The sequence below is a fragment of the Xanthomonas sp. genome, assembly GCF_017163755.1.
Classification (GTDB): Bacteria; Pseudomonadota; Gammaproteobacteria; order Xanthomonadales; family Xanthomonadaceae; genus Xanthomonas_A.
Window position 1 is genome coordinate 91,061 of the sequence record NZ_JAFIWC010000004.1, and the last position, 24,010, is coordinate 115,070.

A 24,010-nucleotide genomic window follows, 5' to 3' on the forward strand; every position below is an offset into this window, starting at 1 on the left:
ACAGGCATGAAAGCACGGTTGCAGACATCGCTGGGACAGCATCTGGTCATGACGCCGCAGTTGCGGCAGGCGATCAAGCTGTTGCAGATGTCCAGCGCCGAGCTGGAGGTGGAGATCGCCGAGGCGGTGGAAAGCAACCCGCTGCTGGAATGGGCCGAGGACGCCGCGCCGGGCCTGGACCTCGCCGGCGGCGGCGAGGCCGGGGCCACGCCGGCCGCCGGCGACGCGCCGGAAAGCGACGATCCGCGCGACACCACCTCGTCCGACGACTGGCTGCCGGACGAACCGGCGTGGAGCGGCGGCAGCGGCGGCTCCTTCGACGACGACGACGACATGGGCAGCGCCGCCGAGCGCGTGGCCGAGCCGGACACCCTGATCGACCACCTGCTGTGGCAGCTGCACCTGTCGCACCTGTCGCCGCGCGACCGCAGCATCGGCGCGGCGCTGATCGACGCGCTGGACGACGACGGCTACCTGCGCGAGCCGCTGAGCGCGATCGCCGAGACGCTGCTGCCGGACATCGTCGCCGACGAGGAGGAGATCCTCACCGTGCTGCACCAGATCCAGCGCTTCGATCCGGTCGGGATCGCCGCGCGCAGCCTCGGCGAGTGCCTCAACCTGCAGCTGGACGTGCTGCCCGAGGACACCCCGGGACGCGAACTGGCGCGCACCATCGCCAACGGCCCGCTGGAAAAGCTGCCGCGCAGCGGCATCGCCGGCATCGCCCACGACCTCAAGCGCCCGGCCTCGGCGGTGGAAGAGGCGGTGAACCTGCTGCGTTCGCTGGAACCGCGTCCGGGCAAGCAGATCGGCGACCTCGGCGCCGACACCTACGTGGTGCCCGACTGCGTGGTCTGGCGCCAGCGCGGGGTCTGGCACGCCGCGCTGGCCGGACACGCCCGGCCCAAGGTCACCATCCACCGCGGCTACGAGCAGTTGATCCGCCAGTGCGGCGAAAGCGACGCCGGCTACCTGCGCGGCCAGCTGCAGGAGGCGCGCTGGCTGCTCAAGAGCCTGGAGGCGCGCGGCGAGACCCTGCTCAGGGTGACCCGCTGCCTGCTGCGCCAGCAGGCCGGGTTCCTGGAGTTCGGCGAACAGGCGCTGCGCCCGCTGACCCTGCGCGAGATCGCCGGCGAACTGGGCCTGCACGAGTCCACCATCTCCCGCGCCATCGCCCGCAAGTACGTGCGCACCCCGCGCGGCACCATCCCGCTGCGCGCCTTCTTCGCCTCCGGCATCGACACCGATAGCGGCGGCGAGGCCTCCAGCACGGCTATTCAGGCGATGATTCGGCGCCTGATCGATGCGGAGAACCCGCGCAAGCCGCTTTCTGACGCCAAGCTGGCCGACCTGCTGAAAAGCGCCGGCGTACCCGTAGCGCGGCGCACGGTTGCGAAGTATCGTGAGGCCATGAACATTTCCGCCTCGCACGAACGCGTCCGCATCGGTTGAGTTGGATCGGTCGGGCGTCGCGGTGGCGGCAATGGTTCATAGGTGAATCCCGAACCAAGGAGTATCCGATGCGCATCGAGACCTACGGCCAGCAGATCGAAGTCACCCCCGCCCTGCGGGAATACGTGGAAACCAAGCTGCAGCGCCTGAAGCGGCATTACGAAGAGACCATCGAGGTCCGTGCCCAGCTCGCGCTGCGCAAGCCCGACCACCACGTGGAGGCCACCGTCAACGTGCCGGGGCGCACCCTGCACGCCGATGCCAGCGCACAGACCATGTACGCGGCGATCGACCTGCTCGCCGACAAGCTCGACCGGCTGATCATCAAGCACAAGGAAAAGAAACAGGACCACCACGCGGCCGAGGTGCGCGACAATATCGTGTGACCCTTCACACGTTGGTCTGACATGCCTTTGACCGATCTGATGGCGGCCGTGCGCACCCAGGTGCTGCCGGCCGCCGATCGCGACACCCTGCTACGCACCGCCGCCGGCCTGCTGGCCTGTCCTCAGGCCGGTTCCGATGAACTCTTCGCCAGCCTGCGCGAGCGCGAGCAGCTCGGCAGCACCGCCATCGGCCATGGCATCGCCATCCCGCACGGCCGCGCGCCGCACCTCACCGAACCGCGCGGCGCGCTGCTGCGGCTGGACCAGCCGGTCGACTTCGACGGCGCCGGCACCCAGGTGGACCTGGTGTTCGCGATGGCGGTACCGGCCCACTACACCCACCAGCACCTGATGCTGCTGTCGGAACTGGCCGAACAGTTCTCCGACGAAGGCTTCCGCGACGCGCTGCGGCGCGCGCCCGACGCCGCCGCGCTGCACGCGCTGCTCGGCGGCTCGCCGCGGGCCAGCGCCGCATGAATACCAGCATCACCGCACGCGAACTGTTCGACCAGCAGCGCGACAAGCTGGCGCTGCGCTGGATCGCCGGGCAGAAGGGCGAACACCGCGAACTGGAGGCCGGCAACGCGGTCGCGCGGCGGCCGTCGCTGGCCGGCTACCTCAACGCCATCTATCCGAACAAGGTGCAGATCCTCGGCACCGAGGAACTGGCCTGGCTGGATTCGCTGGACGCGCGCCAGCGCTGGGAGACGATCGAGAAGATCGTGCAGGTGCGGCCGCTGGCGCTGGTGATCACCAAGAACCAGTCCTGCCCGGAAGACCTGCGCGCGGCCGCCGACGAATCGGACACGCCGCTGTGGATCTCGCCCAAGCGCGGCCACGAACTGCTCAACCAGCTCTCCTACCACCTGGCGCGCACGCTGGCGCCGCGGGTCACCCTGCACGGGGTGTTCATGGAGATCTACTCGATCGGCGTGCTGATCACCGGCGAAGCCGGCTCGGGCAAGAGCGAGCTGGCGCTGGAGCTGCTCAGCCGCGGCCACCGCCTGGTCGCCGACGATGCGCCCGAGTTCACCCAGATCGCGCCGGACATGCTCGACGGCACCTGCCCGGAGCTGCTGCAGGACCTGCTGGAGGTGCGCGGCCTGGGCGTGCTCAACGTGCGCGACATGTTCGGTGACACCGCGGTAAAGAAGAACAAGTACCTTCGCCTGATCGTGCACCTGACCCGGCCCATGACCGAACCCACCCCGCATGGCTACGAACGCCTGACCGGCGACTCCGGCACCCGCCACGTGCTGGACCTGGACGTGCCGCTGATCACCCTGCCGGTGATGCCGGGCCGCAACCTGGCGGTGCTGACCGAGGCCGCCACGCGCCTGCACATCCTGCGCACCAAGGGCATCGACCCGGCGGCGATGTTCATCGCCCGCCACAGCAACCTGCTGGAGCGGCGCAGCCCATGAGCAGCGTGGCCAACACCTCGATCCTGATCATCGTCAGCGGCCTGTCCGGCTCGGGCAAGTCGGTGGCGCTGAAGACCTTCGAGGACCTGGACTACTACTGCGTCGACAACCTGCCGGTGGAACTGCTGCCGGAGTTCGTCAAGAGCCTGCTGCGCGAGGGCAACGGCCCAAGCAAGCTGGCCGTGGGCATCGACGTGCGCAGCCGCCACAGCGACCTGGCGCAGCTGCCGCGCTGGCGCGAAGCGGTGTCGCAGCTGGGCCTGGACGCGCGACTGCTGTACTTCGACGCCACCGACGAGGCGCTGATCAAGCGCTACGCCGACACCCGCCGGCGCCATCCGCTGTCGCGGCAGGGCCTGTCCCTGCCCGAGGCGATCGTGCGCGAACGCGAGATCACCGCGCCGCTGCGCCTGGCCGCCGATGCGGTGATCGACACCAGCGCGCTCAACGTGCACCAGCTGCGCCGCCGGGTCACCACCGAGTTCGCGCTGGGCCACGACCAGGACAAGACCCTGTCGCTGCTGTTCGAATCCTTCGCCTACAAGCGCGGGGTGCCGGCCGAGGCCGACTTCGTGTTCGATGCGCGGGTGTTGCCGAACCCGCACTGGGACCCGGAACTGCGGCCGCTGTCGGGCCGCGACGGCGGCGTGCGCGAATACCTGGACGCGCAGCCGGACGTGCAGCAGTACGCCGCGCAGATCACCGACCTGCTCGACACCTGGCTGCCGCGGCTGCGCAACGACACCCGCAGCTACGTCACCATCGCCTTCGGCTGCACCGGCGGCAAGCACCGCTCGGTGTACCTGGCCGAGCGACTGGCGCAACGCTCGCGCGACCAGGGCTGGCCGGAGGTGGCGACGTTTCATCGGGAGCTGGACTGAGAGCCGGGACCGGGGACCGGGGACCAGGGACCCGGAAAGCCAAAGCGACACTCGAGGCGGGTGATGCGGCAAGAGCGTCTCGGCGCCGCGATTGCTTGCGCTCGCGATCGGGTCCCCGGTCCCCGGTCCCTGGTCCCTGGTCCCCGCTTCACCATTCCCTGCGCCCTGCACGACCTGTTAACGTTCCCCCATGGCCTGTGGCATTCTCCTGATCACTCACCCCGGTATCGGCGCGGCGTTGTTGAGCGTGGCCACCGGATTGCTGCGGCAGCTGCCGCTGAAGACCGAAGCGTTCGAGGTCCCGTTCGACAGCGAGCTGGACGCATTGCTGCCGCAGGCGTCCGCGGCGCTGCGCCGGGTCGACGGCGGCGACGGCGTGCTGGTGATCACCGACCTGTACGGCGCCAGCCCCAGCAACCTGGCCGCGCGGCTGGCGCGGCTGGGCACGCCGGTGCGCCGCGTCTCCGCGCTGAGCCTGCCGATGCTGCTGCGGGTGATGAACTATCCCGAACAGGGCCTGGACCAACTGCCTGCGACCGCGGCCGCAGGCTCACGCAATGGAGTGGTGATCGACGATGCTTGAACGTGAACTCATCGTGTCCAACCGCCTGGGCCTGCACGCCCGGGCGACCGCCAAGCTGGTGCAGACGCTGTCCTCGTTCCGCTGCAACGCCACGCTGGCGGCCAAGGGCCGCGAGGTCAACGCCAAGAGCATCATGGGCGTGATGCTGCTGGCCGCCGCGCAGGGCACGCCGGTGACCGTGCGCGTGGACGGCGCCGACGAGGCGCAGGCGCTGGACGCGGTGGCCGCGCTGTTCGAACGCCGCTTCGACGAGGACAGCTGAGCATGCGTCGTTGGCGCCCGCTGACGACGGCCGCACCCCGCCGCGGCGGACGCGCGCGGTGACGATGCTGCGCATCGCCGGCCACGGCGCATCGCGCGGCAATGCGCTCGGCCGCGCCCGCGTGCGCCTGCCGCATGCGCTGGACGTGGCCGAGCAGCGCATCGACGCGGCGCAGGTCGCCGGGGAGCTGGAGCGGCTGCACCTGGCGGTGAACGCCGCGCGCGAGGAGATGCACGGCCTGCGCCAGCGCCTGCACGGCGCGCTGGCCAAGGAGGTCGGCGAGTTCCTCGACCTGCACGCGCTGCTGCTCGACGACCCGGAGCTGCTGCACGGCCTGGACGAATTGATCCGCACCGGCCGCTACAGCGCCGACTACGCGCTGCGCCTGCAGCGCGACCGGCTGGCGACCGTGTTCGACGACATGGAAGACGCCTACCTGAAGAGCCGCATGGACGACCTGGACCATGTGATCGGGCGCATCCATGCCTACCTGCAGAAGCGCCAGCCCGACAGCGCCGGCCTGGCCGGCGAGATCCTGGTGTGCGAGAACGTGGCCCCGTCGGAACTGGCGCAGTTGCAGGCGCAGGGCGTGGTCGGCATCGTCACCAGCGCCGGCAGCGCGCTGTCGCACAGCGCGATCCTGGCGCGCAGCCTGCACCTGCCGCTGGTGGTCGGCGTGGCCGACGCCCTGCAGAAGATCAACGACGGCGACGTGCTGATCGTCGACGGCGCGCAGGGCGCGGTGATCGTCGACCCGACGCCGGACGATCTGCACGACTACCGCGCCCGCGTGCGCGACCTGGCCAAGGTGCAGCGCGGCCTGGGCCGGCTGCGCTCCAAGCCAAGCCGCACCCGCGACGGGGTGGACATCACCCTGCTGGCCAACGCCGAGTCGCGCGAGGACATCGCCCGCGCGCATGCGATGGGCGCCGACGGCCTGGGCCTGTACCGCACCGAGTTCCTGTTCCTGCAGCGCGACGCGCTGCCGGACGAGGAAGAGCAGTTCCGTACCTACCGCGACGCGGTGCTGGGCATGAGCGGACGCCCGGTGACGATCCGCACGCTGGACCTGGGCGCGGACAAGGCCGACCGCACCGGCCTGACCCTGAGCAACGAACAGAATCCGGCGCTGGGCCTGCGCGGCGTGCGCCTGTCGCTGGCACGGCCGAAGGTCTCGGACACGCAGCTGCGCGCGATCCTGCGCGCCTCCGGCTACGGCCCGGTGCGGGTGCTGATCCCGATGGTCGGGCTGCGCGAGGAGATCATGGCGATGCGCCGCCACCTCAAGCGTATCGCCGCGCAGCTGCGCCGCGAGGGCCACGCCATCGCCGAACAGGTGCAGGTCGGCGCGATGATCGAGGTGCCGGCCGCGGCGATCGCGCTGGACACCTTCATCGAGGACATCGATTTCCTGTCGATCGGCACCAACGACCTGGTGCAGTACCTGCTCGCGGTCGATCGCAACAACGAGGCGCTGGGCGAGCTGTATTCGCCGCTGCACCCGGCGGTGCTGCGGCTGATCGCGCAGGTGATCGCGCTCGGCCAGGCGCACGGCAAGCCGGTGGCGGTTTGCGGCGAAATCGCCGGCGACCCGCTGCTGACCCCGCTGCTGCTGGCGCTGGGCCTGAGCGAGTTCAGCCTGCACCCGGCGACGATGCTGGAAGTGCGCCGCGCGATCCGCGACACCGACCTGCAGGCGCTGCGCGCGCGCGGCGCGAAGCTGCTGCAGGCGCGCGATCGGAAGGGGATCGAGCGCTGGTTGGCTGGTTGAGCCGGGACCGGGGGACCGGGGACCAGGGACCCGGGGGCTTGATCGCGAGTGCGTGCGTCCTCTGCACTACGACACTATCTCCGTCATCCACGCGCGCCGCACTGCCAAACGAAACGCCGGTCGCCCAACGCGATCGGCAACTCCGTTTTTGCTTTTGCTCTTCCGGGTCCCCGGTCCCTGGTCCCCAGTCCCGGCTCCATCGCCGCTGTGCTTCCCGCAACATGCAGGCGATAATGTCGCGATGAACATCTGACCGACCGCGAGCCTTCGGAGCGCGGCCCTCTACTTCTGGGAGCAGCGCATGGCCGATGCCGTCCGCCACGACAAGACCGCGCGACAGCTGCGTTTGCTGTCCGACGCGCTGGACAGCGGGCGCCTGGGCCCGGTGCGGCGCCTGGTCAACACGCTGGCGCCGGCGGAGATCGGCAACCTGCTCGAGTCGCTGCCGCCGGGCAAGCGCGTGGTGGTGTGGGGCCTGGTCGACCCGGAAGACGACGGCGAGGTGCTGGTCCACGTCGGCGACGAGGTGCGCGAGAGCCTGCTCGCGGACATGGACCCGGACGAGATCATCGCCGCGGTCGAAGACCTGGACATCGACGACCTGGCCAACCTGGTCGAGGACCTGCCCGACACGGTCATCGACGAGGTGCTGCGGTCGATGGACCGCGAGAACCGCGAACGCCTGGAGCAGGTGCTGTCCTATCCCGAGGACAGCGCCGGCCGCTTGATGAACCCGGACGTGGTCACCGTGCGCGCCGACGTCAACGTCGACGTGGTGCTGCGCTACCTGCGCCTGCGCGGCGAGCTGCCCGACCACACCGACCACCTGTTCGTGGTCAGCCGCCGCCACCAGTACCTGGGCCGCGTGTCGCTGGCCGCGCTGGTGACGCACGAGGATTCCACCCCGATCAACCGGCTGATCGACGACCAGCAGCCGGCCATCGACGTGGGCGAAGGCGCCGACGAAGTGGCGCGCCAGTTCTCCGACCACGACTGGATCTCCGCGCCGGTGGTGGACGACAACAACATCCTGCTCGGCCGCATCACCATCGACGACGTGGTCGACATCATCCGCGAGCAGGCCGAGCACCAGGCGTTCAGCGCCGCCGGCCTGGACGAGGACGAGGACATGTTCAGCCCGGTGCGGCGCGCGTTCCGGCGCCGCCTGCTGTGGCTGACCATCAACCTGGGCACCGCGTTCATCGCCTCCAGCGTGGTCAGCCAGTTCGAGGGCACCATCTCCAAGCTGGTGGCATTGGCCGCGCTGATGCCGATCGTCGCCGGCATGGGCGGCAATGCCGGCACCCAGGTGCTGGCGCTGATGGTGCGCGGCCTGGCGTTGGGCCAGATCGGCGCGTCCAACGTCACCGTGCTGCTGCGCAAGGAACTGGCGGTGGCGCTGATCAATGGCCTGGCGCTGGGCATCGGCCTGGGCCTGATCGTGCTGCTGTGGTTCGGCCAGCCGCTGCTGTCGCTGGTGATCGGCTCGGCGCTGACCATCAACCTGCTCACCGCCGCGCTCGGCGGCGTGCTGGTGCCGCTGACCCTGAAGCGGCTCGGGTTCGACCCGGCGCTGGCCGGCGGGGTGATCCTGACCACGCTGACCGACGTGATGGGCTTCCTCAGCTTCCTCGGGCTGGCCACGCTGGTGCTGCTGTAGGCGCGCGGCGAGGCTGACTGGCGCATGTCCGGACCGCGGCCGATCCCGCGCTGCAAGGTGCCGGACCGGCGTGCGCCGGCCGATACTGGGGCCCCCGAGACCGAGGGTCGCCCATGTTCCTGCGTTCGTTGCTGATGCTGCTGCTCTGCGCATCGATGCTTGGCTGCGCCAGCCTGCCCCGCGATCCGGCCAGCGGCCACTTCGTCGCCCGCCAGCTCATCCTCGACGGGCGCGTGTACCGCTACCAGGTGTTCGTGCCGGCGCCGGCGCATCGCCAGCGGCCGCTGCCGGTGGTGCTGTTCCTGCACGGTTCGGGCGAACGCGGCAGCGACGGCGCGCAGCAGGCCGGCGCCGGGCTGGGGCCGTACCTGCGCCGCCATCTGGCCGACTTCCCGGCGCTGGTGGTGATGCCGCAGGTGCCGGAGGACCAGGAATGGAACGGCAGCAACGCGACGGTGGCGCTGCAGGCGCTGGACGCGGCCAGCGCCGAATTCGGCGGCGACGCGCAGCGCACCTATCTCACCGGCATGTCGATGGGCGGCTACGGCACCTGGGAGATCGCGCTGCTGCAACCGCAGCGCTTCGCCGCGCTGGTGCCGGTGTGCGGCGCGATCCTGTCGCCGCGCGAGGACCGCGAATACCTGGTGGTGACGCCGGTGGCCGACCTGCCCGACCCCTACGGCGCGCTGGCGCAGCGGCTGCAGCACGTGCCGGTGTGGATGTTCCATGGCGCGAAGGACGACGTGGTGCTGCCGCACGACGACCGCAAGATCTACCGCGCGTTCAAGCAACTGCGCGCCGATATCCGCTACACCGAGTATCCCGACGGCAACCACAACGCCTGGGACGCCACCTACCGCGACCCGCAGATGTGGCAGTGGCTGTTCGCGCAGAAGCGCGCGCCCGCCGCCGCCTCCGGCCAGAACTGAGCCGCTTGCGCTGCCGGCGTTCGCCGCGCCCGGCTTGACAGCCCGCCGCCGATCGGCCAAATGATGCGCGCAGGTCGTTGCATCGGGGGAAGCGCATGCACGGGAATACGCGATGGAAGGCCGCGGCGCGCGTCGGCGCGCTGCTGCTGTCGGGGTTGCTGGCGCAAGCGACCAGCGCGCAGGTGGGCAGCTATCTGGCCGGTGCCGCGGCCAAGCGTCCGGGCCACGAGTACCGCAAGGAGCTGGTCGAGCTGCTGGTCCGGCTGGACAAGGGCCAGGGCGACGACGCGCGGCTGCTGGACCGCGTAACCAGCTACTGCCGCGCGCACCAGCGGCCGGGCCTGCGCGCGGTCAGCGTGGCCGACACCCGGGAGTACGAGGACTATCTTGCCGCGCATGCCGATGGCCAGCCCACCGAATGGATCGACGTCAGTTGCGTCACCGCGTTGCAGATGCGCGGCTATGCCGCCGCGGCGAAGCAGCAGTGGCCGCAGGCGCTGGACTGGCTGGAGCAGGCGATCGCGCTGGGGCCGTACTTCGCCCCCGCCTACACCGAGCGCGGCTACGTGCTGGCCAAGCTGGGCCGTACCGACGAGGCCATCGCCAGCTATCGGCACGCGCTGCAGCTGAGCGAGACCTATCCGCTCGCGCGAGCGGTGCAGCCCCTGGCGCTGCGCGGCATCGGCTCGATGCTGATCGACCAGCAGGACCTTGCCGGCGCCCGCGCCAGCTTCCAGCGCTCGCTGCAGCTTGAACCGGGCAACCGCACCGCGCTCCACGAACTGGACTACATCGCCCGGCTGGAAGCGCGGGACAAGCAGCCGTGACCCGGCCGCACGCATCGGCGGCCGACGCGGCGTCCCGCTTGCGCCCGCCTGCATGCCGTCCGCCGCGCGCCTGCTGCGCAACCTGGGTACAGTCGCGTTTTCGCCAGGCATGCCCATGACCGCTCCTATCGACACGGACCTGATCGCGCGGCTCGAAAGCTGCGACGAAACCATCGCCACGCTCGCCGGCAGCGCGCCGGCGTCGTTGCTGAGCCGCGCGTCGGGCGCCGGCGCCGGTGCGCCGCGCGAACTCACCGAAACCGGCCGCTGGCTGTTGCAGCTGCTCAAGGCCAGGCAGGCGATGCAGCTGGCCGCGCAGGCCACCACGCTGTCCGAAGACGCGCTGCGCCGCGACCAGAAGTTCGCGCCGCCGGGGCGCCCGTCGCTGCACCTCGTGCAGCTGCGGCAGCGGCAGGCCGCCGCGCAGCAGGCGGCGCGGCGCGCGAAACAGGCCTTGGCGCAGGCGGCGGCCGGGTTCGTGCGCAGCGCGGGCCTGCCGCTGCCGCCACGCACGACGCCGGCCGCGTTCGTGGAGCGCTGGCTGGCCACGCATGTGCCGAAACAGCCGGGCTAAGGCGTCGCCGGGCCGAAGCCCTACGTGCGTTCCCGTCCCCTCTCGCCTGTCGGCCGCCTGTTCGCCGCCGCCGGGGTGGCGTTCCTGGTCTACGTGGTCGCCCGTGTGATGGCCGCCGTGCGCCTGCGCTGGCCGTGGTGGGCATGGCTGTAGGGCGATAGCGCACGCCGGCCTCGCTGCTTCCTGTAGGAGCGGCTTCAGCCGCGACCGGCATCCTCGGTAGCGCCGGTCGCGGCTGAAGCCGCTCCTACAGGGGTGGGTCGCGCGCAGCGCCGTCCGATCGCGGCCACGGCACTGCGGTGCACCCAGCGGTACACCGACGCCGTCCGAAGCGGCTCCTGCGGGAACGGCTTCGGTCGCGACGGGACGCAACGGAATGCTCCATCGCCTCGCACGCTTCGGGACTGAAGCCCCTCCCGCGATGCATCCAGCCGCATCCCGAAGCGTCTGTGGAAACGACGCATCGATTCGTCCGCGGCCAGCACGCGGAGAACCGCTCCAGGCCCGGCCGGCCCGGCCTGGCCCGGGCACGTGGCCACGCCCGCCACCGGAGGGATCGGAGCCGAAGCGCACGCCCGGGCGTGCGGCCCTTCTTGGCAGGCGCAATGACCGGCCGCAGCGCCTGGCCCATCGCCGGCACCGCTCGATGCCGCATGCGGGCCCGGCCTCCGACAGCGCCTCCTCGCGCGTGCCCGTCGGTGTCTCGCCGGCGCGACCGGCTTGGTATTCTTGCGTCTTTCCAGACGCCGCCGCTGCGCGGACCGCACGCTGCCCATGCACTTCTTTCCTGCGGCGAGATCACCACGTCCGGCCCGGATCAGCGGCCTGACGGCATGCGGCGCGAGCACCGCGCACGCGCGCGCCGGCGATGGCCGCGGCACCTTCGCGCCGACGCTCGAGTTCCATCGCGCGCGTGCAGCGAATGCCGCGCCGCGTGGCGCCGGCGTGCCGCGGCGCGCGGCCACCTAGACGATGCCAGGCGCGCACGCGGCGAACCTCGCCATCTGGAGCATCTGCGCGCTGGCCACCGCCGGGGTGATCGCGCGGCCGTTCAAGCTGCCCGAGGCGCTGTGGGCGGTGGCCGGCGCGCTGCTGCTGATGGCGCTCGGCCTGATGCCGGGCACCGAGGCCTGGCAGGCGGTGCTGAAGGGCCACGACGTCTACCTGTTCCTGATCGGGATGATGCTGCTGTCGGAGACCGCGCGCGCCGAAGGCCTGTTCGACTGGGTGGCGATGCATGCGGTGAACCTGGCCAAGGGCTCGCCGCGGCGCCTGTTCGCGCTGGTGTTCGCGGTCGGCGTCGTGGTCACCGCGTTCCTGTCCAACGACGCCACCGCGGTGGTGCTGACCCCGGCGGTCTATGCCGCCGCGCGCAAGGCCCGGGCCAAGCCGCTGCCGCTGCTGTTCGCCTGCGCGCTGATCGCCAATGCCGCCAGCTTCGTGCTGCCGATCTCCAACCCCGCCAACCTGGTGCTGTACGGCGGCACGATGCCGACGCTGGGCGCGTGGTTGGCCGCGTTCGCGCTGCCGTCGCTGCTGGCCATCGGCGTCACCTTCGTCATGCTGCGCTGGGCCGAGCGCAAGGACCTGGCCGGGCGCTGCGCCGAGCGCGTGGACGCGGTACCGCTCGGCCGCGGCGGCGCCTTCGCGCTGGCCGGCATCCTCGCCACCGCGGCGCTGCTGGTCGGCGTCTCCGCGCTGGGCCTGGACCTGGGCCTGCCCACCTGCCTGGCCGGCCTGGCTACGCTGGCGGCGGTATGCGTGGGCGGCCGGCAATCGCCGCTGCCGTTGGCCAGGGCGGTGTCGTGGACGGTGCTGCCGCTGGTGGGCGGGCTGTTCGTGCTGGTCGAGGCGCTGGCGCGCACCGGGGTGATCGGCATGCTCGCGCGCTGGCTGGCCGACGCCGCCGGCCATTCGCCGCAGGCCACCGCCGCCCTCGCCGGCACGCTGCTGGCGTTCGGGACCAACCTGACCAACAACCTGCCGGCCGGGCTGATCGCCAGCACCACGATCGCCCAGGCGCATCCGCCGCAACTGGTGGTCGACGCGCTGCTGATCGGCGTGGACCTGGGCCCGAACCTGTCGATCACCGGCTCGCTGGCCACCATCCTGTGGCTGACCGCGATCCGCCGCGAAGGCGAGGACGTGGGCTTCTGGCGTTTCCTGAAGATCGGCCTGGTGGTGATGCCGCCGGCGCTGCTGGCGGCGCTGGGCGCGCGCCTGCTGCTGGGCTGAGCCGCCACCGCGCCTGTGTAGGAGCGCAGCGCCCTGCCCTACCCGCGCAGCCGCCGCGCCACGCCGCTGACCAGCGCGATCGCCGCGGTCAGCGCGGCCATCGACAGGAACTGCGTGCGCGTATCGGCCGAGGACACCAGCAGGCCGAAGATCAGCACCAGGATCGCCAGCGCCAGCACGGTCAGCACCGGGTAGCCGCGCATGCGGAACGGCAGCGGCGTGCCGGCGCGATCGGCGCGCGCGCGCAGGATCAGCTGCGACAACAGCGAGATCGTCCACACCAGCAGGCAGGTGGCGCCGACCACGTTCAGCAGCACCGGCAGCACGCGGCCGGGATAGACCAGCTCCAGCACCGCGGCGACGAAACCGAACAGCACGCTGGCCAGCACCGCCGGCACCGGCACCTGGCGGCGGTTGGTCAGGCCCAGCGCGCGCGGCGCCTCGCCACGCTGGCCCAGCGAAAAGATCATCCGCGAGGCGCCGTAGAGATTGGCGTTGAGCGCCGACAACAGCGCGATCACCGCGATCAGGGTGATGCCGGTGGCCGCGCCGGGGATGCTGGCCGCCTGCAGCACCGCGGCGAACGGCGAGCTCAGCGCTTGGCTCTGCCACGGCACCACCGCGATGATCACGCTCAGCGAGCCGATGTAGAACACCAGGATGCGCCAGGCCACGGTGCGGATCGCGCGCGCGATGCTGCGCTCCGGGTCGGCGGTCTCGGCCGCCGCCACCGCCACGATCTCGGTGCCGCCGAAGGCGAACACCACCACCAGCAGCGCCGCGCCGATCCCGGCGATGCCCTTGGGCGCGAAACCGCCGTTGCCGGTGAAATTGGACAGCCCCGGCGAGGCCACGCCCGGCAGCCAGCCGGCCAGCAGCGCCACCCCGATCAGGATGAAGGCGACGATCGCCACCACCTTGAGGATCGCGAACCAGAATTCGAATTCGCCGAAGCTGCGCACGCCGAGCAGGTTGATCGCGGTGAACGCGGCCATGAACACGACCGCGGTCAGCGGCACCGGCAACGCCGGCCAGACCGTGGCCAGCAGGCCGGCCGCGCCCACCGCCTCGGCGGCGATCACGACCACCAGTTGCAGCCACCACAGCCATCCCACCGTCGCCCCGGCGGTGGCGCCCATCGCATCGGCGGCGTACACCGAGAACGCGCCGCTGGCCGGCTTGGCCGCGGCCATCTCGCCCAGCGCGTTCATCACGATGATCACCAGCGCGCCGGCCACCAGGTAGGAGATCAGCACCGCCGGGCCGGCCGCCTGCACCCCCACGCCCGAGCCCAGGAACAGCCCGGCGCCGATCGCGCTGCCCAGGCCCATCATGATCAGCTGGCGCGGCTTGAGCGCATGCCCCAGCTGCGGCGAGGAGGAACGGCTCACTTCGAGGGGCACGGGCGTTGGCGACATCGGCAGGGTCGGCAGTCGGAGAACGCGACACGATACCGCGTCGGCGCGCGGCGTGCGCTGCCGGTCCGGCCCGCCGCTAGTGCGGGCGGAAGCGCAGCAGCAGCACCCCGAAGCCGACGAAGATCGCCCCGGTGAGGCGGTCGAACAGCCGCCGCAGCGCCGGACGCGCCAGGTAGACGCGCAGCCGGTGCCCGCCCAGTCCGTACATCGCATACCAGAACAGCTCGCACAGCGCGAAGGTCGCCACCAGCAGCGCGAACTGCGGCCACTGCGGCAGCGCCGGGTCGACGAACTGCGGCAGGAACGCCGCCGCGAACAGCAGCAGCTTGGGATTGCTCAGCCCGATCAGCAGCCCGCCGCGAAACAGCCGCGCGCGCGACACCGCCGGCGCCAGCGCCGCCGCGCCCACGTCCAGCGGCGCCTCGTGGTTGCGCCAGGCCTTGATCCCCAGCCAGATGAGGTAGGCCACGCCCACGTAGCGCAGCGCTTCGAACAGCCGCGGCGAGGTCGCCAGCAACGCACCGAGCCCGGCGGCGGACGCGGCCAGCACCAGCACCACGGCGACCAGGCAACCGGCCATCGCCGCCACGCTGCGCCTCACGCCGTAGCTCACGCTGCGCGTCATCACGTGCAGCATGTTCGGCCCGGGCGTGCCGGAGAGCACGAACACCGTCGCGAAGAACAACCACCAGGTATGCAGGCTCATGGGCATGCGCCGCCGACGCGCGATGGGACAGACCGCCACAGCATAGCGCCGTCGCCGACGGATCCCTGCCCGCCAGCCGGCGGCCGCCGGCCCACTGCGCGGCCTGCGCCGCGCAGCCTCGCCGCGGATGGCGGACGCGGACGGTCGCATCGCCATGCAGCGACCAACCCCGTGCGTCCGCGCGGACCGGCCCCGGATCCGCCGAGCCTGCCCAGCGGGCGCGTCCAGCCGTTCGGCTACTCCGCCAGATGGGTCCCCGCCCCTGCCGTGGCGATCACCTTGGCCTTGACCTGCGCCGCCGGGATCGCGGTGTACAGGTAGCCGAGCGGTTCCGGGAACGCCTTCGACGAGATCCAGGTGGTCGCGTTGGCGTAGGGCTTGCTGGTGCTCTCGGGCACGCTCCAGGTGATGCCGCCGCCGACGTGGTTGTTGATCAGGTCCCAGTAGCCGATCGCGGTGCTGTCGCGCGAGGTCACCGGGTTTTTTACGTTCTCGAAGTAGTTGGCTTCGATCAGCGCCACGCCGCCCATGCGCACGTTGATGCCGGAGGTGAGCACGTTGTTGAAGTAGTTGTTGTAGATGTGGCTCAGGCCGCGGCGCTGCAGCGGCAGGCGCGACTCCACGTTCTCGAAGCGGTTGTGGTGGTACGTGGTGCGGGCGGCGGCGTTCTTGGTGTCGTTGTCGCTGTAGCCGTTGAGCGCCACCTTCTGGTAGTCGTGCACGTAGTTGTACGACACGGTGACGTGATGGACGCCCTTCTTCATGTCGATGCCGCCGTCGAACGACGCATCGCCGGCGCCTGCGCACTTGGTCAGCGACGCGAACAGCGTGTTGTGGTCGACCCAGATGTTCGACGGCTCGCCGGTGGAGTTGCCCTCCAGCGAGATCGAGTCCGCACCCTCGCCGCCGGGAAGCAGGCCGATGGTCATGTTGCGGATGATGATGTTGTGCGCGTTGCCCACCACCCACAGGCCGAAGTTCGCCGACGAACCGTGGGCGCCCTGGATGGTGATGTTGCTCTTGTTCTTGATCTGCACGGTCCTGGCCGGCAATTGCCACTGCGCGCAGACATTGCCGATGCTGGCGAAGTTGAACTGGCCGGTGTAGTTCAGCACCAGGCCGCCGGTGCCGGAGTAGTTGTCGATCGCCGCCTGCATCGCGTCCATCGTGGCGACATTGACCGGGATGGCGTTGCCGCCGCCGGTGGTGGCGGCGCCGTAGCCGACCGGGCCGGCGATGGCCGGAGCGGCACAGCACAACGCGGCCAAGGCGAGCATGCCTGTAACGGGCTGGATCTTCATCGGACTCTCCCATCTTGCAGCGAAAGGCGCGTCGCGCCGCGCGAAAGGCGCTGGCGAACGCACGGGGGCGTGGGGGCCGGGCGCAGTCTTCGCCCGCGCCGTGCGGCGACGCAATCGACGAAATCCGGAAGCTAGATCCGATCCTACGATCGGCGCGCGGGACACGAAAAACGGACACGAACGGACAGCCGGGGACAGACAACGACAGCCGCAGACAGCCGCGCGCGGGCGTATCGCTTCGATCGCAGCGCATCGGCCGGACGCGTGCGGCAGCCGTGCCTCGGCCGCCATCGCGCGCGTTGGGCGTGCGTGGCGCAGGCACGGCCGGGACAGCCGCGCGTCATTGCCGCCGCAGCGTGCGCGGCGTCGATGCTGCGCGTGCAGCACACCGCAGCGCAGCCACGCACAGGCACTGCACCCGCCGCTACGGGTCCACCGGCGCCGGCGTGATCCTGCCGTGCTCGCGCGCCGACCACAGCTGGCGCTTCTGCGCCGGGCCGAGCAGGCCGCTGGCGCGGCTGTTGTGCGGCCGCGCGGTGTACAGGATCCACTTGGGCAAGCCCGGCAGCTGCGCGTCGGCATAGGCGGCGCGGCCACGCTCGAAGCGCAGCATGCGGTAGACCCAGAACAGGTGCGGCTTGCGGTCGCGGGTCGACGAGGCGTCGCCCCACACCGGCACCAGCTGCAGCAGTCCGCAGCCGGCGCGATGCGGCAGCACGCGGTAATCGTCGGCGGTGGGCTCGTGCGTCTCCACCTCGATCGAGCGATAGCCGCTGCCATCGGACAGCAGCACCCGGCGCCAGGCATTGCCGCCGGCCAGGCCGACCCCGCCGCTGCCGAGGGTGACGATGAAGTCCGGCCGCCGGTCGCCGTTGAGGTCCACCGCCTCCACGCCATGGAAGCCCATCTGCGCGCCGCCCAGGGCGACCGGCGCGGTCAGCGCGCGGTCGTGCGCATCGAACAGCTGCAGCGCCGGCATGTCGGTGAAATCGAGCTGCAGGCGCAAGCCGGCGTGGCGGTACGAGGTGACCCCATCCCAGGCCCGTTCGCCGCCAGCGGCCGGCTGCAGCGCCGCGACGGTGCATGCCGCGCCCGCAGTACCCGCCCAGGGCGGGTACTGCGGGTGCCAGGCATCGGCGAGCGGCGCGGCGGCCAACAGGCACAGCGCGAGGGCGCTGTACGCGCCTGCATGCCAGCGCTGCGGCAGGCGTCCGCGCAGGGAGGGGGCCGCGCGCGCAACGGCGCGGCGCGCGACGCGCAACGGCGTGGCGCTGGCAATGGGTGGCACGATCCTTCTCCTGCATGCGGGCGCACGCGGCGCGGCACTATCGCCGCGCCTGCACGGGGACGCAAGCGCCTGCACGGCAGGAGCGGCCGGGGCGACGTCGCGCCCGAGCGCACCGCGCCGATGCCGGCGCGACCGTCTTCGGCGCGATGCGGCCCGGGCTGCCGGATCGCGCGGCGCGGCGCAGGCGATCGATGAGACCGAGCTGGCGCCGGTCCGGTCGGCGCAGCGCGGCTCAGCCGAGCAGCGTCTCCAGCACCGCCATGCGCACCGCCACGCCGTTGGCGACCTGGCGCAGCACGCACGACTGCGGGCCGTCGGCCACTTCGTCGGTGATCTCCACGCCGCGGTTGATCGGGCCCGGATGCAGCACCACCGCCTCCGGCGCGGCGCGGCGCAGGCGCTCGGCGGTGAGGCCGTACTGCGCGTGGTAGCCCTCCAGCGACGCCACCAGGCCCTCTTCCATGCGCTCGCGCTGCAGGCGCAGCATCATCACCGCGTCCACGCCCTCGAGCATGGCGTCGAAGTCGTCGCCGACCACGCACCCGGCCAGGGTGTCGTCGTCGGGCAGCAGCGCCTGCGGCCCGCACACGCGCACTTCGCCGGCGCCCAGCGTGCGCAGCGCATGCAGGTCCGAACGCGCCACGCGCGAGTGCTTGACGTCGCCGACGATGACCAGCTTGAGCTTGGAGAAGTCGCCGCCCTTGGCGTGGCGCAGGGTCAGCATGTCGAGCAGACCCTGGGTGGGATGCGCGCTGCGGCCGTCGCCGGCGTTGATCAGCGCGGTGCCCTCGCCGGCGGCCTCGGCCAGGCGCTCGACCGCGCCGTCCTCCGGATGGCGCACGACGAAGCCGCGCACGCCCATCGCTTCCAGGTTCTTCAGCGTGTCGCGCGCGGTCTCGCCCTTGCGCGTGGACGAGGTCGACGCGTCGAAGTTCAGCACGTCCGCGCCGAGCCGTTGCGCGGCCAGCTGGAACGAGCTGCGGGTGCGCGTGGACGGCTCGAAGAACAGCGTGCACACCGCGGTGCCGGCCAGCACGTTGCGCTTGCCGACCCGGCCCACCGCCGCGTCGCGGATCTGCCCGGCGCGGTCCAGCAGTTGCAGCAGGGTCGCGCGCGGCAGGCCTTCCAGGGTCAGCAGGTGGCGCAGGCGCCCGTTCGAATCGAGTTGCGTGGCGGTCATGGCGTGGTCCGGGAGGGAATCAGGAAATCGGGGTGGCGTCGTCGGGCGCGGCCAGCCAGCGCTCGATGATCACCGCGGCGGCCACCGCGTCCAGCGCGGCGGCGTCGCGGCGGCGCTTGCGGCCTTGGGCGCGGTCCACGGCGAAGCGCTTGGCGGCCTCCACCGAGCTGGAACGCTCGTCGACCAGCACCACCGGCAGCTTGTAGCGGGCGCCGAGTTCGCGGGCGAAGGCATGGGCGCGCTTGCGGTTGGGCTGGTCGGCGCCGTCCAGGGTCAGCGGGTCGCCGACCACCAGGCCGTGCGGGCGCCACTCGGCGTGCAGGCGGTCCAGCGCCGGCCAGTCCGGGCCCTGCGGATGCACGTCGACCACCGCCAGCGCGCGCGCGCCGCTGCCGAAGCTGCTGCCCACCGCCACGCCGATGCGGCGGTTGCCGACGTCGAAACCGAGCACGGTGCCGTCGCGGCGGATCGCGCCGGGCGCGTCGGTGCCGGACGCGGGCGCACCGGACTCAGGCATGCCCGCTGTAGTCGGTGAGCCGGAACAGGTCCACGCCGATGCGCCCGGCGGCGGTCTGCCAGCGCCGCTCCAGCGGCAGCTCGAACAGCAGTTCGGCATCGGCCGGCGCGGTCAGCCAGCTGTTCTCGCCCAGTTCGAACTCGAGCTGGCCGGCGCCCCAGCCGGCGCAGCCCAGGGCGACCACGGCATGGCGCGGGCCGTCGCCGCGCGCCATCGCCTCGAGCACGTCGCGCGAGGTGGTCAGGAACAGGCCGTCGCCGAACGCCAGGCTCGAATCCCAGCCGCGGTCGCCGTCGTGGATCACGAAGCCGCGCTCCGGATGCACCGGCCCGCCGCTGAGCACCACCTGCTCGCGCAGCGACTCATCGACGGTATCGATGCCCATCTGCGCCAACACTTCGCCCAGCGTGTACTCGGAGGCGCGGTTGACCAGCACCCCCATCGCGCCGTTCTCGTCGTGCTGGCAGATCAGCGCGACGCTGCGCGCGAAATTGGGATCGGACAGCGCCGGCAGCGCGATCAGGAGTTGGTTGGCCAGGGGCGTGGGCAGAGCGGACATGGCCCCATTCTATCGTCCCTCCCCGGCCCGCGCTGGCGAGCTGCCATAATCGCGCTTTGCCCAAGGACGGATGCCATGACCGCCGACTCGCCGCTGCCGCGCCAGACCCGCGCGTTCATCGTCCTGGTGGCCCTGCTGCAGGGCGGGCTGTTGTACCTGGCGCAGCTGGGCGCCGAGCGCCATCTGTGGCCGTTCGCCGAACTGGGCGGGCGGGTGTGCTGGTACACCCTGGTCATGACCGTGCCGAGCATGCTGCTGTTGAGCGTGCAGCAGCTGCGCGACCGGCGCCTGTGGCAGCACGTGGCCGCGGTCGGCGCGCTGTTCGCCGCGCTCGCCGCGTGGGCCGCGTGGAGCGCCACCGGCGCGCCGGGCCTGCGCAGCGGCAAGGTGCTCGGGCCGTTCGGCGTCACCGTGGCGATGGGCCTGTTCGTCGCCCTGCCCTGGCTGCAGCACCGGCAGGCGCAGGGGCGCTGGCGCGCGGCCTATCGCGCGCTGTTCGAGCACGCCTGGCAGAACGCGCTGACACTGGCGCTGGCGCTGCTGTTCGTCGGCGTGTGCTGGGCGGTGCTGACGCTGTGGGCCAGCCTGTTCGCGCTGGTCAAGATCATGCTGTTCCGGGAACTGTTCCGCGAGGACGCCTTCGTCTACCTGGCCACCGGCATCATGGTCGGGCTGGGGATCCTGATCGGGCGCACCCAGCACCGCGCGGTGCAGGTGATGCGGCAGATCCTGTTCGCGATCTGCACCGGCCTGCTGCCGCTGCTGGCCTGCATCGCGCTGCTGTTCCTGCTGACGCTGCCGTTCACCGGCCTGCAGGCGCTGTGGCAGACGCGTTCGGCGGCAGCGATCCTGCTGAGCGTGGTGTTCCTGCTGGTGGGCTTCGCCAACGCGGTGTACCAGGACGGCGGCGCGCTGCCGCCGTATCCGCGCTGGCTGCGGCGCATCGTCGAAGCCGGGCTGCTGAGCCTGCCGTTGTACGCGGGGTTGGCCGCCTACGCGATGGGATTGCGCGTCGCCCAGTACGGCTGGACCAGCGACCGGTTCTGGGGCGCGCTGCTGGCCGCGCTGGCGCTGGCCTACGCGTTCGGCTACGCGCTGGCGGTGCTGCGGGCCTCGCGCGCGGACCCGCAGCGCTGGCTGCCGCACCTGGCCGGCAGCAACAAGGCGCTGTCGTGGGCGCTGATCGGCTTGGCGGTGCTGGTCAACACGCCGCTGCTCGATCCCTACCGCATCGTGGTGAACAGCCAGATGCAGCGGCTGGCCGACGGCACCGTCGCCGCCGACGAGGCCGACCTGGAGTTCCTGCGCTTCGACAACGGCCGCCGCGGCTACCGCGCCTTGCAGTCGCTGCGCAGCGACCCGGCCTTCGTCGCCGACGCGCAGCGCAAGCGCAGGCTCGAACGGGTGCTGGCGCTGACCAGCCGCTTCGGCGAACAACGCTCCGACGAGGACCTGCGCCGCAGCCGGCTGCGCGATCCGGCCCGGATCCGCGCGCAGGTGCCGCTGGCGAACGGCCATCCCGCACCGGGTCCGGACTGGTGGGCGGCCCTGGCCGCCGGCACGCTCGACGACGAGCGCTGCCTGCAGCCGGACAGCGAATGCGTGGTCAGCGCCGGCGACCTCGACGCCGACGGCCAGCCCGACGTGCTGCTGTGCGACGTCGGCCAGCGCTACGGCATCGACTGCAGGCTGTACGCGCGCGATGCCAGGGGCTGGTACTTCGCCGCCACCACGTCCGTGCTGTTAGGTGCCGATCACAGCCAGGACGAGCTGCGCGAAGCGGTGCGCAACGGCCAGTGGCAGCCGCGGCGGCCGCGCTGGCCGAACCTGCAATTGCCCGGCGCGCTGATGGAAGTGGATCCTGCCTACAGCGACCGCAATCCTTCGAGACAACCATGAGCGCCTACTGCAGCATCGCCCCGGGGCATCCGGTGCATGGCCACTACCACGACCACGAATACGGGTACCCGCAGCGCGAGGAACGCGAACTGTTCGAGCGCCTGGTGCTGGAGATCAACCAGGCCGGGCTGAGCTGGGAGATCATCCTGAAGAAGCGCGATGGCTTCCGCGCCGCCTACTCCGGGTTCGACGTGGACCGCGTGGCCGCGTACGGCGAGGCCGACGTGCTGCGCCTGCTCGCCGACCCGGGCATCATCCGCAACCGGCTCAAGGTGCACGCGGCGATCCACAACGCGCAGGTGATCGGCGGGCTGCGCGAATCGCACGGCGGTTTCGCCGCGTGGCTGGACGCGCACCATCCGCGCGACAAGGCCGACTGGATCAAGCTGTTCAAGCGCACCTTCCGCTTCACCGGCGGCGAGATCACCGGCGAGTTCCTGATGAGCCTGGGCTACTTGCCCGGTGCGCATCATGCCGATTGCCCGGCGTACGCGCGCATCGCCCGGCTCGACCCGGCCTGGATGCGCGGCGCATGACCGCCGCCGCGCCGCGCCTGCAGCGCATCGCGCCGGCCATCGCCCCCGCAGCGGGGGTGTCCGGCAGCGTGCGCAGGCGGCCGGCCGCGGCACGATCGCGCGCGGCGGCACTGCTGTGGGTGGCCGCGGCCTGCCTGCCCGCCGCAGCCGCGCCGGCCGCGACCGGCGCGGACCCGGCGGGCGCCTCGGCGATGGCCCAGGTCCTGGAGCGGCTGCGCAGCGAGATCGCCGCCGAGCCGGCCTCCAATCCCACCCCGATCGACACCGTGCTCGAGCGCCACGCCGACCGCACCGGCACGAGTTTCTCCGTCGAATCCGCAGATCGCGACGACGACGCGCCGGCACCCGCGCCGACCCGGCCGGCCGGCGTCTCCGACGGGGAATGGCGCGCGTTGCAGCGCTACTGGGCCGAACCGGCACGCGCGCAGGACGACCCGCCGGAAAGCGGCAGCCGCGAACACACCCTGATCGACCTGGACGAGGACGGGCAACGCGACCTGGTCACCGACACCTACGTGGGCGGCACCGGGCTGTTCACCGAGATCGCGGTGTACCGGCGCGACCCGGCGCACGGCTTCAGCGCGACGGACGCCGAAGCGCCGGCCGACGCCGGGTTGCCCGGCGTGTTCAGCATCAACGGGCGCGGCGGCGACCAGGCGCTGTACTGGCTGCGCATCGACGGGCGCAGTTATGCGGCCTACCGTGACGGCGACTATTTCCAGGATACGTTGACCCTGTCGAGGCCGTTGTCGGCGATCGCCGCCGAACGCGTCTGGCCGAACGCGCTGCAGGTGCGCTATCGCCATCGGCATACGCTGGCCGATGCGCCGCAGGACGGCAGCCAGGATGAGCCGCAGGCGCAGGCCGCCGCGCGCCTGCTGGCGCAGGATCCGTCGCTGCGCCAGGCGCTGCAGCAGCAGTTGCAGGCGCTGGAGTTCGATGCGCAGGGCCGCCAGCGGCGGCCCGACCCGGCTGCGCGCTGCCCGGCGCCGGCCGCCGTCGACGATGCGGAGGAGCGTGAGCGCTGGCCGTGGCGCGATGCCGGGCACTACACCTTCGACTACGTCGCCGACCTGCGCCTGCGCACCCGGCACGGCTGCTACGGCGCCAGCATCGTCGCGTTCCGCAGCAGCTACACCACGTCCTACGACACCTGTTGCGTGCTGTGGGCCTACGACGGTCCCGGCCAGCAGGCGTTCGAGCTGCCGCTGCGCTCCAGGCGCGAGCGCGACGGCGTGGCGATCGTCGCCACGCCGCCGGCCGAGCAGTGACGCCCGGCCCTGGCCCCAGCCTGGGCCGCTGGCGCGCGGTCGCAGCGAGCCGCCGCCACGTCGCGCACGTCCGCGCCGGTTGGCCCCTCGGCCACCGCAACCAAGCGGGCCGAACGCGGCGCTTCCGGGCATAGGCCCAAGGTGGACGCCTCGATGCCGACCAGCTACGAACTGAGTTGAAGTCCCTGCTCGCCGACCGGCGCGTGCAACCGGACCTGGCCGCATTCGCATCGAGTGGGACGGCATCCAGGCGACAATGGAGACCTGGCAAAGCAGAGCCAGGGATCAAGGACCAGCTGCAGGCGGCAGACCCACCGACGGGCGCGCCGATGCGTCAAAGCACTCCAACAT

23 protein-coding genes and 1 pseudogene are annotated in these 24,010 nt (G+C 71.7%); 17 read left to right on the plus strand and 7 right to left on the minus strand.

The window, feature by feature from the left end:
• The first annotated feature begins 48 nt into the window (after positions 1-48).
• From JR065_RS04130 to JR065_RS04190, 14 genes and pseudogenes are all read left to right on the plus strand, one after another.
• The gene (locus JR065_RS04130; RefSeq protein ID WP_429001836.1) at positions 49-1,452 is read left to right on the plus strand and encodes an RNA polymerase factor sigma-54; all 1,404 of its coding nucleotides are present in this window, start codon (positions 49-51) and stop codon (positions 1,450-1,452) included.
• A gap of 68 nt (positions 1,453-1,520) precedes the next feature.
• A complete protein-coding gene (gene hpf / locus JR065_RS04135) occupies positions 1,521-1,838 on the plus strand; it encodes a ribosome hibernation-promoting factor, HPF/YfiA family (RefSeq protein ID WP_003478125.1) in 318 nt (105 codons plus the stop codon).
• A gap of 21 nt (positions 1,839-1,859) precedes the next feature.
• Positions 1,860-2,315 carry a PTS sugar transporter subunit IIA gene (locus JR065_RS04140; RefSeq protein WP_206232362.1) on the plus strand — a complete coding sequence of 152 codons (456 nt, stop codon included), beginning with the start codon at positions 1,860-1,862 and terminating at the stop codon, positions 2,313-2,315.
• Positions 2,312-3,262: an HPr(Ser) kinase/phosphatase gene (hprK, locus tag JR065_RS04145; RefSeq protein ID WP_206232364.1), complete on the plus strand. Its 951-nt coding sequence runs from the start codon at positions 2,312-2,314 to the stop codon at positions 3,260-3,262. Before JR065_RS04140 ends, hprK begins: the two co-directional genes overlap by 4 nt.
• On the plus strand, positions 3,259-4,143 hold the full coding sequence (gene rapZ, locus JR065_RS04150) for an RNase adapter RapZ (protein WP_206232366.1): 885 nt from the start codon (positions 3,259-3,261) through the stop codon (positions 4,141-4,143). The genes hprK and rapZ overlap by 4 nt, the downstream gene beginning before the upstream one ends.
• A 190-nt stretch (positions 4,144-4,333) precedes the next feature.
• Positions 4,334-4,726: a PTS sugar transporter subunit IIA gene (locus JR065_RS04155; protein WP_206232368.1), complete on the plus strand. Its 393-nt coding sequence runs from the start codon at positions 4,334-4,336 to the stop codon at positions 4,724-4,726.
• Entirely contained in the window at positions 4,719-4,988 is a 270-nt protein-coding gene (locus tag JR065_RS04160; protein ID WP_206232370.1) for an HPr family phosphocarrier protein, read from the plus strand. Before JR065_RS04155 ends, JR065_RS04160 begins: the two co-directional genes overlap by 8 nt.
• A 64-nt stretch (positions 4,989-5,052) precedes the next feature.
• Positions 5,053-6,759: a phosphoenolpyruvate--protein phosphotransferase gene (gene ptsP / locus JR065_RS04165; RefSeq protein ID WP_206232534.1), complete on the plus strand. Its 1,707-nt coding sequence runs from the start codon at positions 5,053-5,055 to the stop codon at positions 6,757-6,759.
• A gap of 301 nt (positions 6,760-7,060) precedes the next feature.
• Positions 7,061-8,419 (plus strand): magnesium transporter, encoded by a 1,359-nt coding sequence (mgtE, locus tag JR065_RS04170; protein WP_206232372.1) that lies wholly within the window; start codon positions 7,061-7,063, stop codon positions 8,417-8,419.
• Between the two features lie 113 nt (positions 8,420-8,532).
• Positions 8,533-9,348, plus strand: coding sequence for a prolyl oligopeptidase family serine peptidase (locus JR065_RS04175; protein WP_206232374.1), 816 nt, complete (start codon positions 8,533-8,535; stop codon positions 9,346-9,348).
• A gap of 95 nt (positions 9,349-9,443) precedes the next feature.
• On the plus strand, positions 9,444-10,175 hold the full coding sequence (locus tag JR065_RS04180) for a tetratricopeptide repeat protein (RefSeq protein ID WP_206232376.1): 732 nt from the start codon (positions 9,444-9,446) through the stop codon (positions 10,173-10,175).
• A 115-nt stretch (positions 10,176-10,290) separates the two neighbouring features.
• Positions 10,291-10,749 carry a hypothetical protein gene (locus tag JR065_RS04185; RefSeq protein ID WP_241093366.1) on the plus strand — a complete coding sequence of 153 codons (459 nt, stop codon included), beginning with the start codon at positions 10,291-10,293 and terminating at the stop codon, positions 10,747-10,749.
• Positions 10,750-10,773: 24 nt separating this feature from the next.
• Positions 10,774-10,896 (plus strand): annotated as a pseudogene (locus JR065_RS21680) (DUF3817 domain-containing protein); the annotation flags it as partial.
• Positions 10,897-11,721: 825 nt separating this feature from the next.
• Positions 11,722-12,984 carry an arsenic transporter gene (locus JR065_RS04190; protein ID WP_206232379.1) on the plus strand — a complete coding sequence of 421 codons (1,263 nt, stop codon included), beginning with the start codon at positions 11,722-11,724 and terminating at the stop codon, positions 12,982-12,984.
• A gap of 38 nt (positions 12,985-13,022) precedes the next feature.
• On the opposite strand, the gene JR065_RS04195 is transcribed toward JR065_RS04190, so the two are convergent.
• From JR065_RS04195 to JR065_RS04225, 7 genes are all read right to left on the minus strand, one after another.
• Positions 13,023-14,402: an amino acid permease gene (locus JR065_RS04195; RefSeq protein ID WP_206232381.1), complete on the minus strand. Its 1,380-nt coding sequence runs from the start codon at positions 14,400-14,402 to the stop codon at positions 13,023-13,025.
• Positions 14,403-14,478: 76 nt separating this feature from the next.
• Positions 14,479-15,108 carry a LysE family translocator gene (locus JR065_RS04200; RefSeq protein WP_206232382.1) on the minus strand — a complete coding sequence of 210 codons (630 nt, stop codon included), beginning with the start codon at positions 15,106-15,108 and terminating at the stop codon, positions 14,479-14,481.
• Positions 15,109-15,344: 236 nt separating this feature from the next.
• The gene (locus JR065_RS04205; protein ID WP_206232384.1) at positions 15,345-16,409 is read right to left on the minus strand and encodes a pectate lyase family protein; all 1,065 of its coding nucleotides are present in this window, start codon (positions 16,407-16,409) and stop codon (positions 15,345-15,347) included.
• A gap of 424 nt (positions 16,410-16,833) precedes the next feature.
• Positions 16,834-17,697 (minus strand): hypothetical protein, encoded by an 864-nt coding sequence (locus tag JR065_RS04210; protein WP_206232386.1) that lies wholly within the window; start codon positions 17,695-17,697, stop codon positions 16,834-16,836.
• A gap of 232 nt (positions 17,698-17,929) precedes the next feature.
• Positions 17,930-18,877, minus strand: coding sequence for an aspartate carbamoyltransferase catalytic subunit (locus JR065_RS04215; RefSeq protein WP_206232388.1), 948 nt, complete (start codon positions 18,875-18,877; stop codon positions 17,930-17,932).
• 19 nt (positions 18,878-18,896) lie between these two features.
• On the minus strand, positions 18,897-19,394 hold the full coding sequence (gene ruvX / locus JR065_RS04220; protein WP_206232389.1) for a Holliday junction resolvase RuvX: 498 nt from the start codon (positions 19,392-19,394) through the stop codon (positions 18,897-18,899).
• Complete coding sequence (locus JR065_RS04225) at positions 19,387-19,953, minus strand: YqgE/AlgH family protein (protein WP_206232391.1); 567 nt, start codon at positions 19,951-19,953, stop codon at positions 19,387-19,389. Before JR065_RS04225 ends, ruvX begins: the two co-directional genes overlap by 8 nt.
• 75 nt (positions 19,954-20,028) lie before the next feature.
• Here JR065_RS04225 and JR065_RS04230 point away from each other — a divergent pair, with 75 nt between their 5' ends.
• The 3 genes from JR065_RS04230 to JR065_RS04240 are packed head-to-tail and all read left to right on the plus strand — an operon-like array spanning position 20,029 to position 23,659.
• The gene (locus JR065_RS04230) at positions 20,029-21,852 is read left to right on the plus strand and encodes a DUF4153 domain-containing protein (protein ID WP_206232393.1); all 1,824 of its coding nucleotides are present in this window, start codon (positions 20,029-20,031) and stop codon (positions 21,850-21,852) included.
• A complete protein-coding gene (locus tag JR065_RS04235) occupies positions 21,849-22,388 on the plus strand; it encodes a DNA-3-methyladenine glycosylase I (RefSeq protein WP_206232395.1) in 540 nt (179 codons plus the stop codon). The genes JR065_RS04230 and JR065_RS04235 overlap by 4 nt, the downstream gene beginning before the upstream one ends.
• Positions 22,385-23,659 carry a hypothetical protein gene (locus tag JR065_RS04240; RefSeq protein ID WP_241093367.1) on the plus strand — a complete coding sequence of 425 codons (1,275 nt, stop codon included), beginning with the start codon at positions 22,385-22,387 and terminating at the stop codon, positions 23,657-23,659. The genes JR065_RS04235 and JR065_RS04240 overlap by 4 nt, the downstream gene beginning before the upstream one ends.
• Positions 23,660-24,010: the final 351 nt, after the last annotated feature.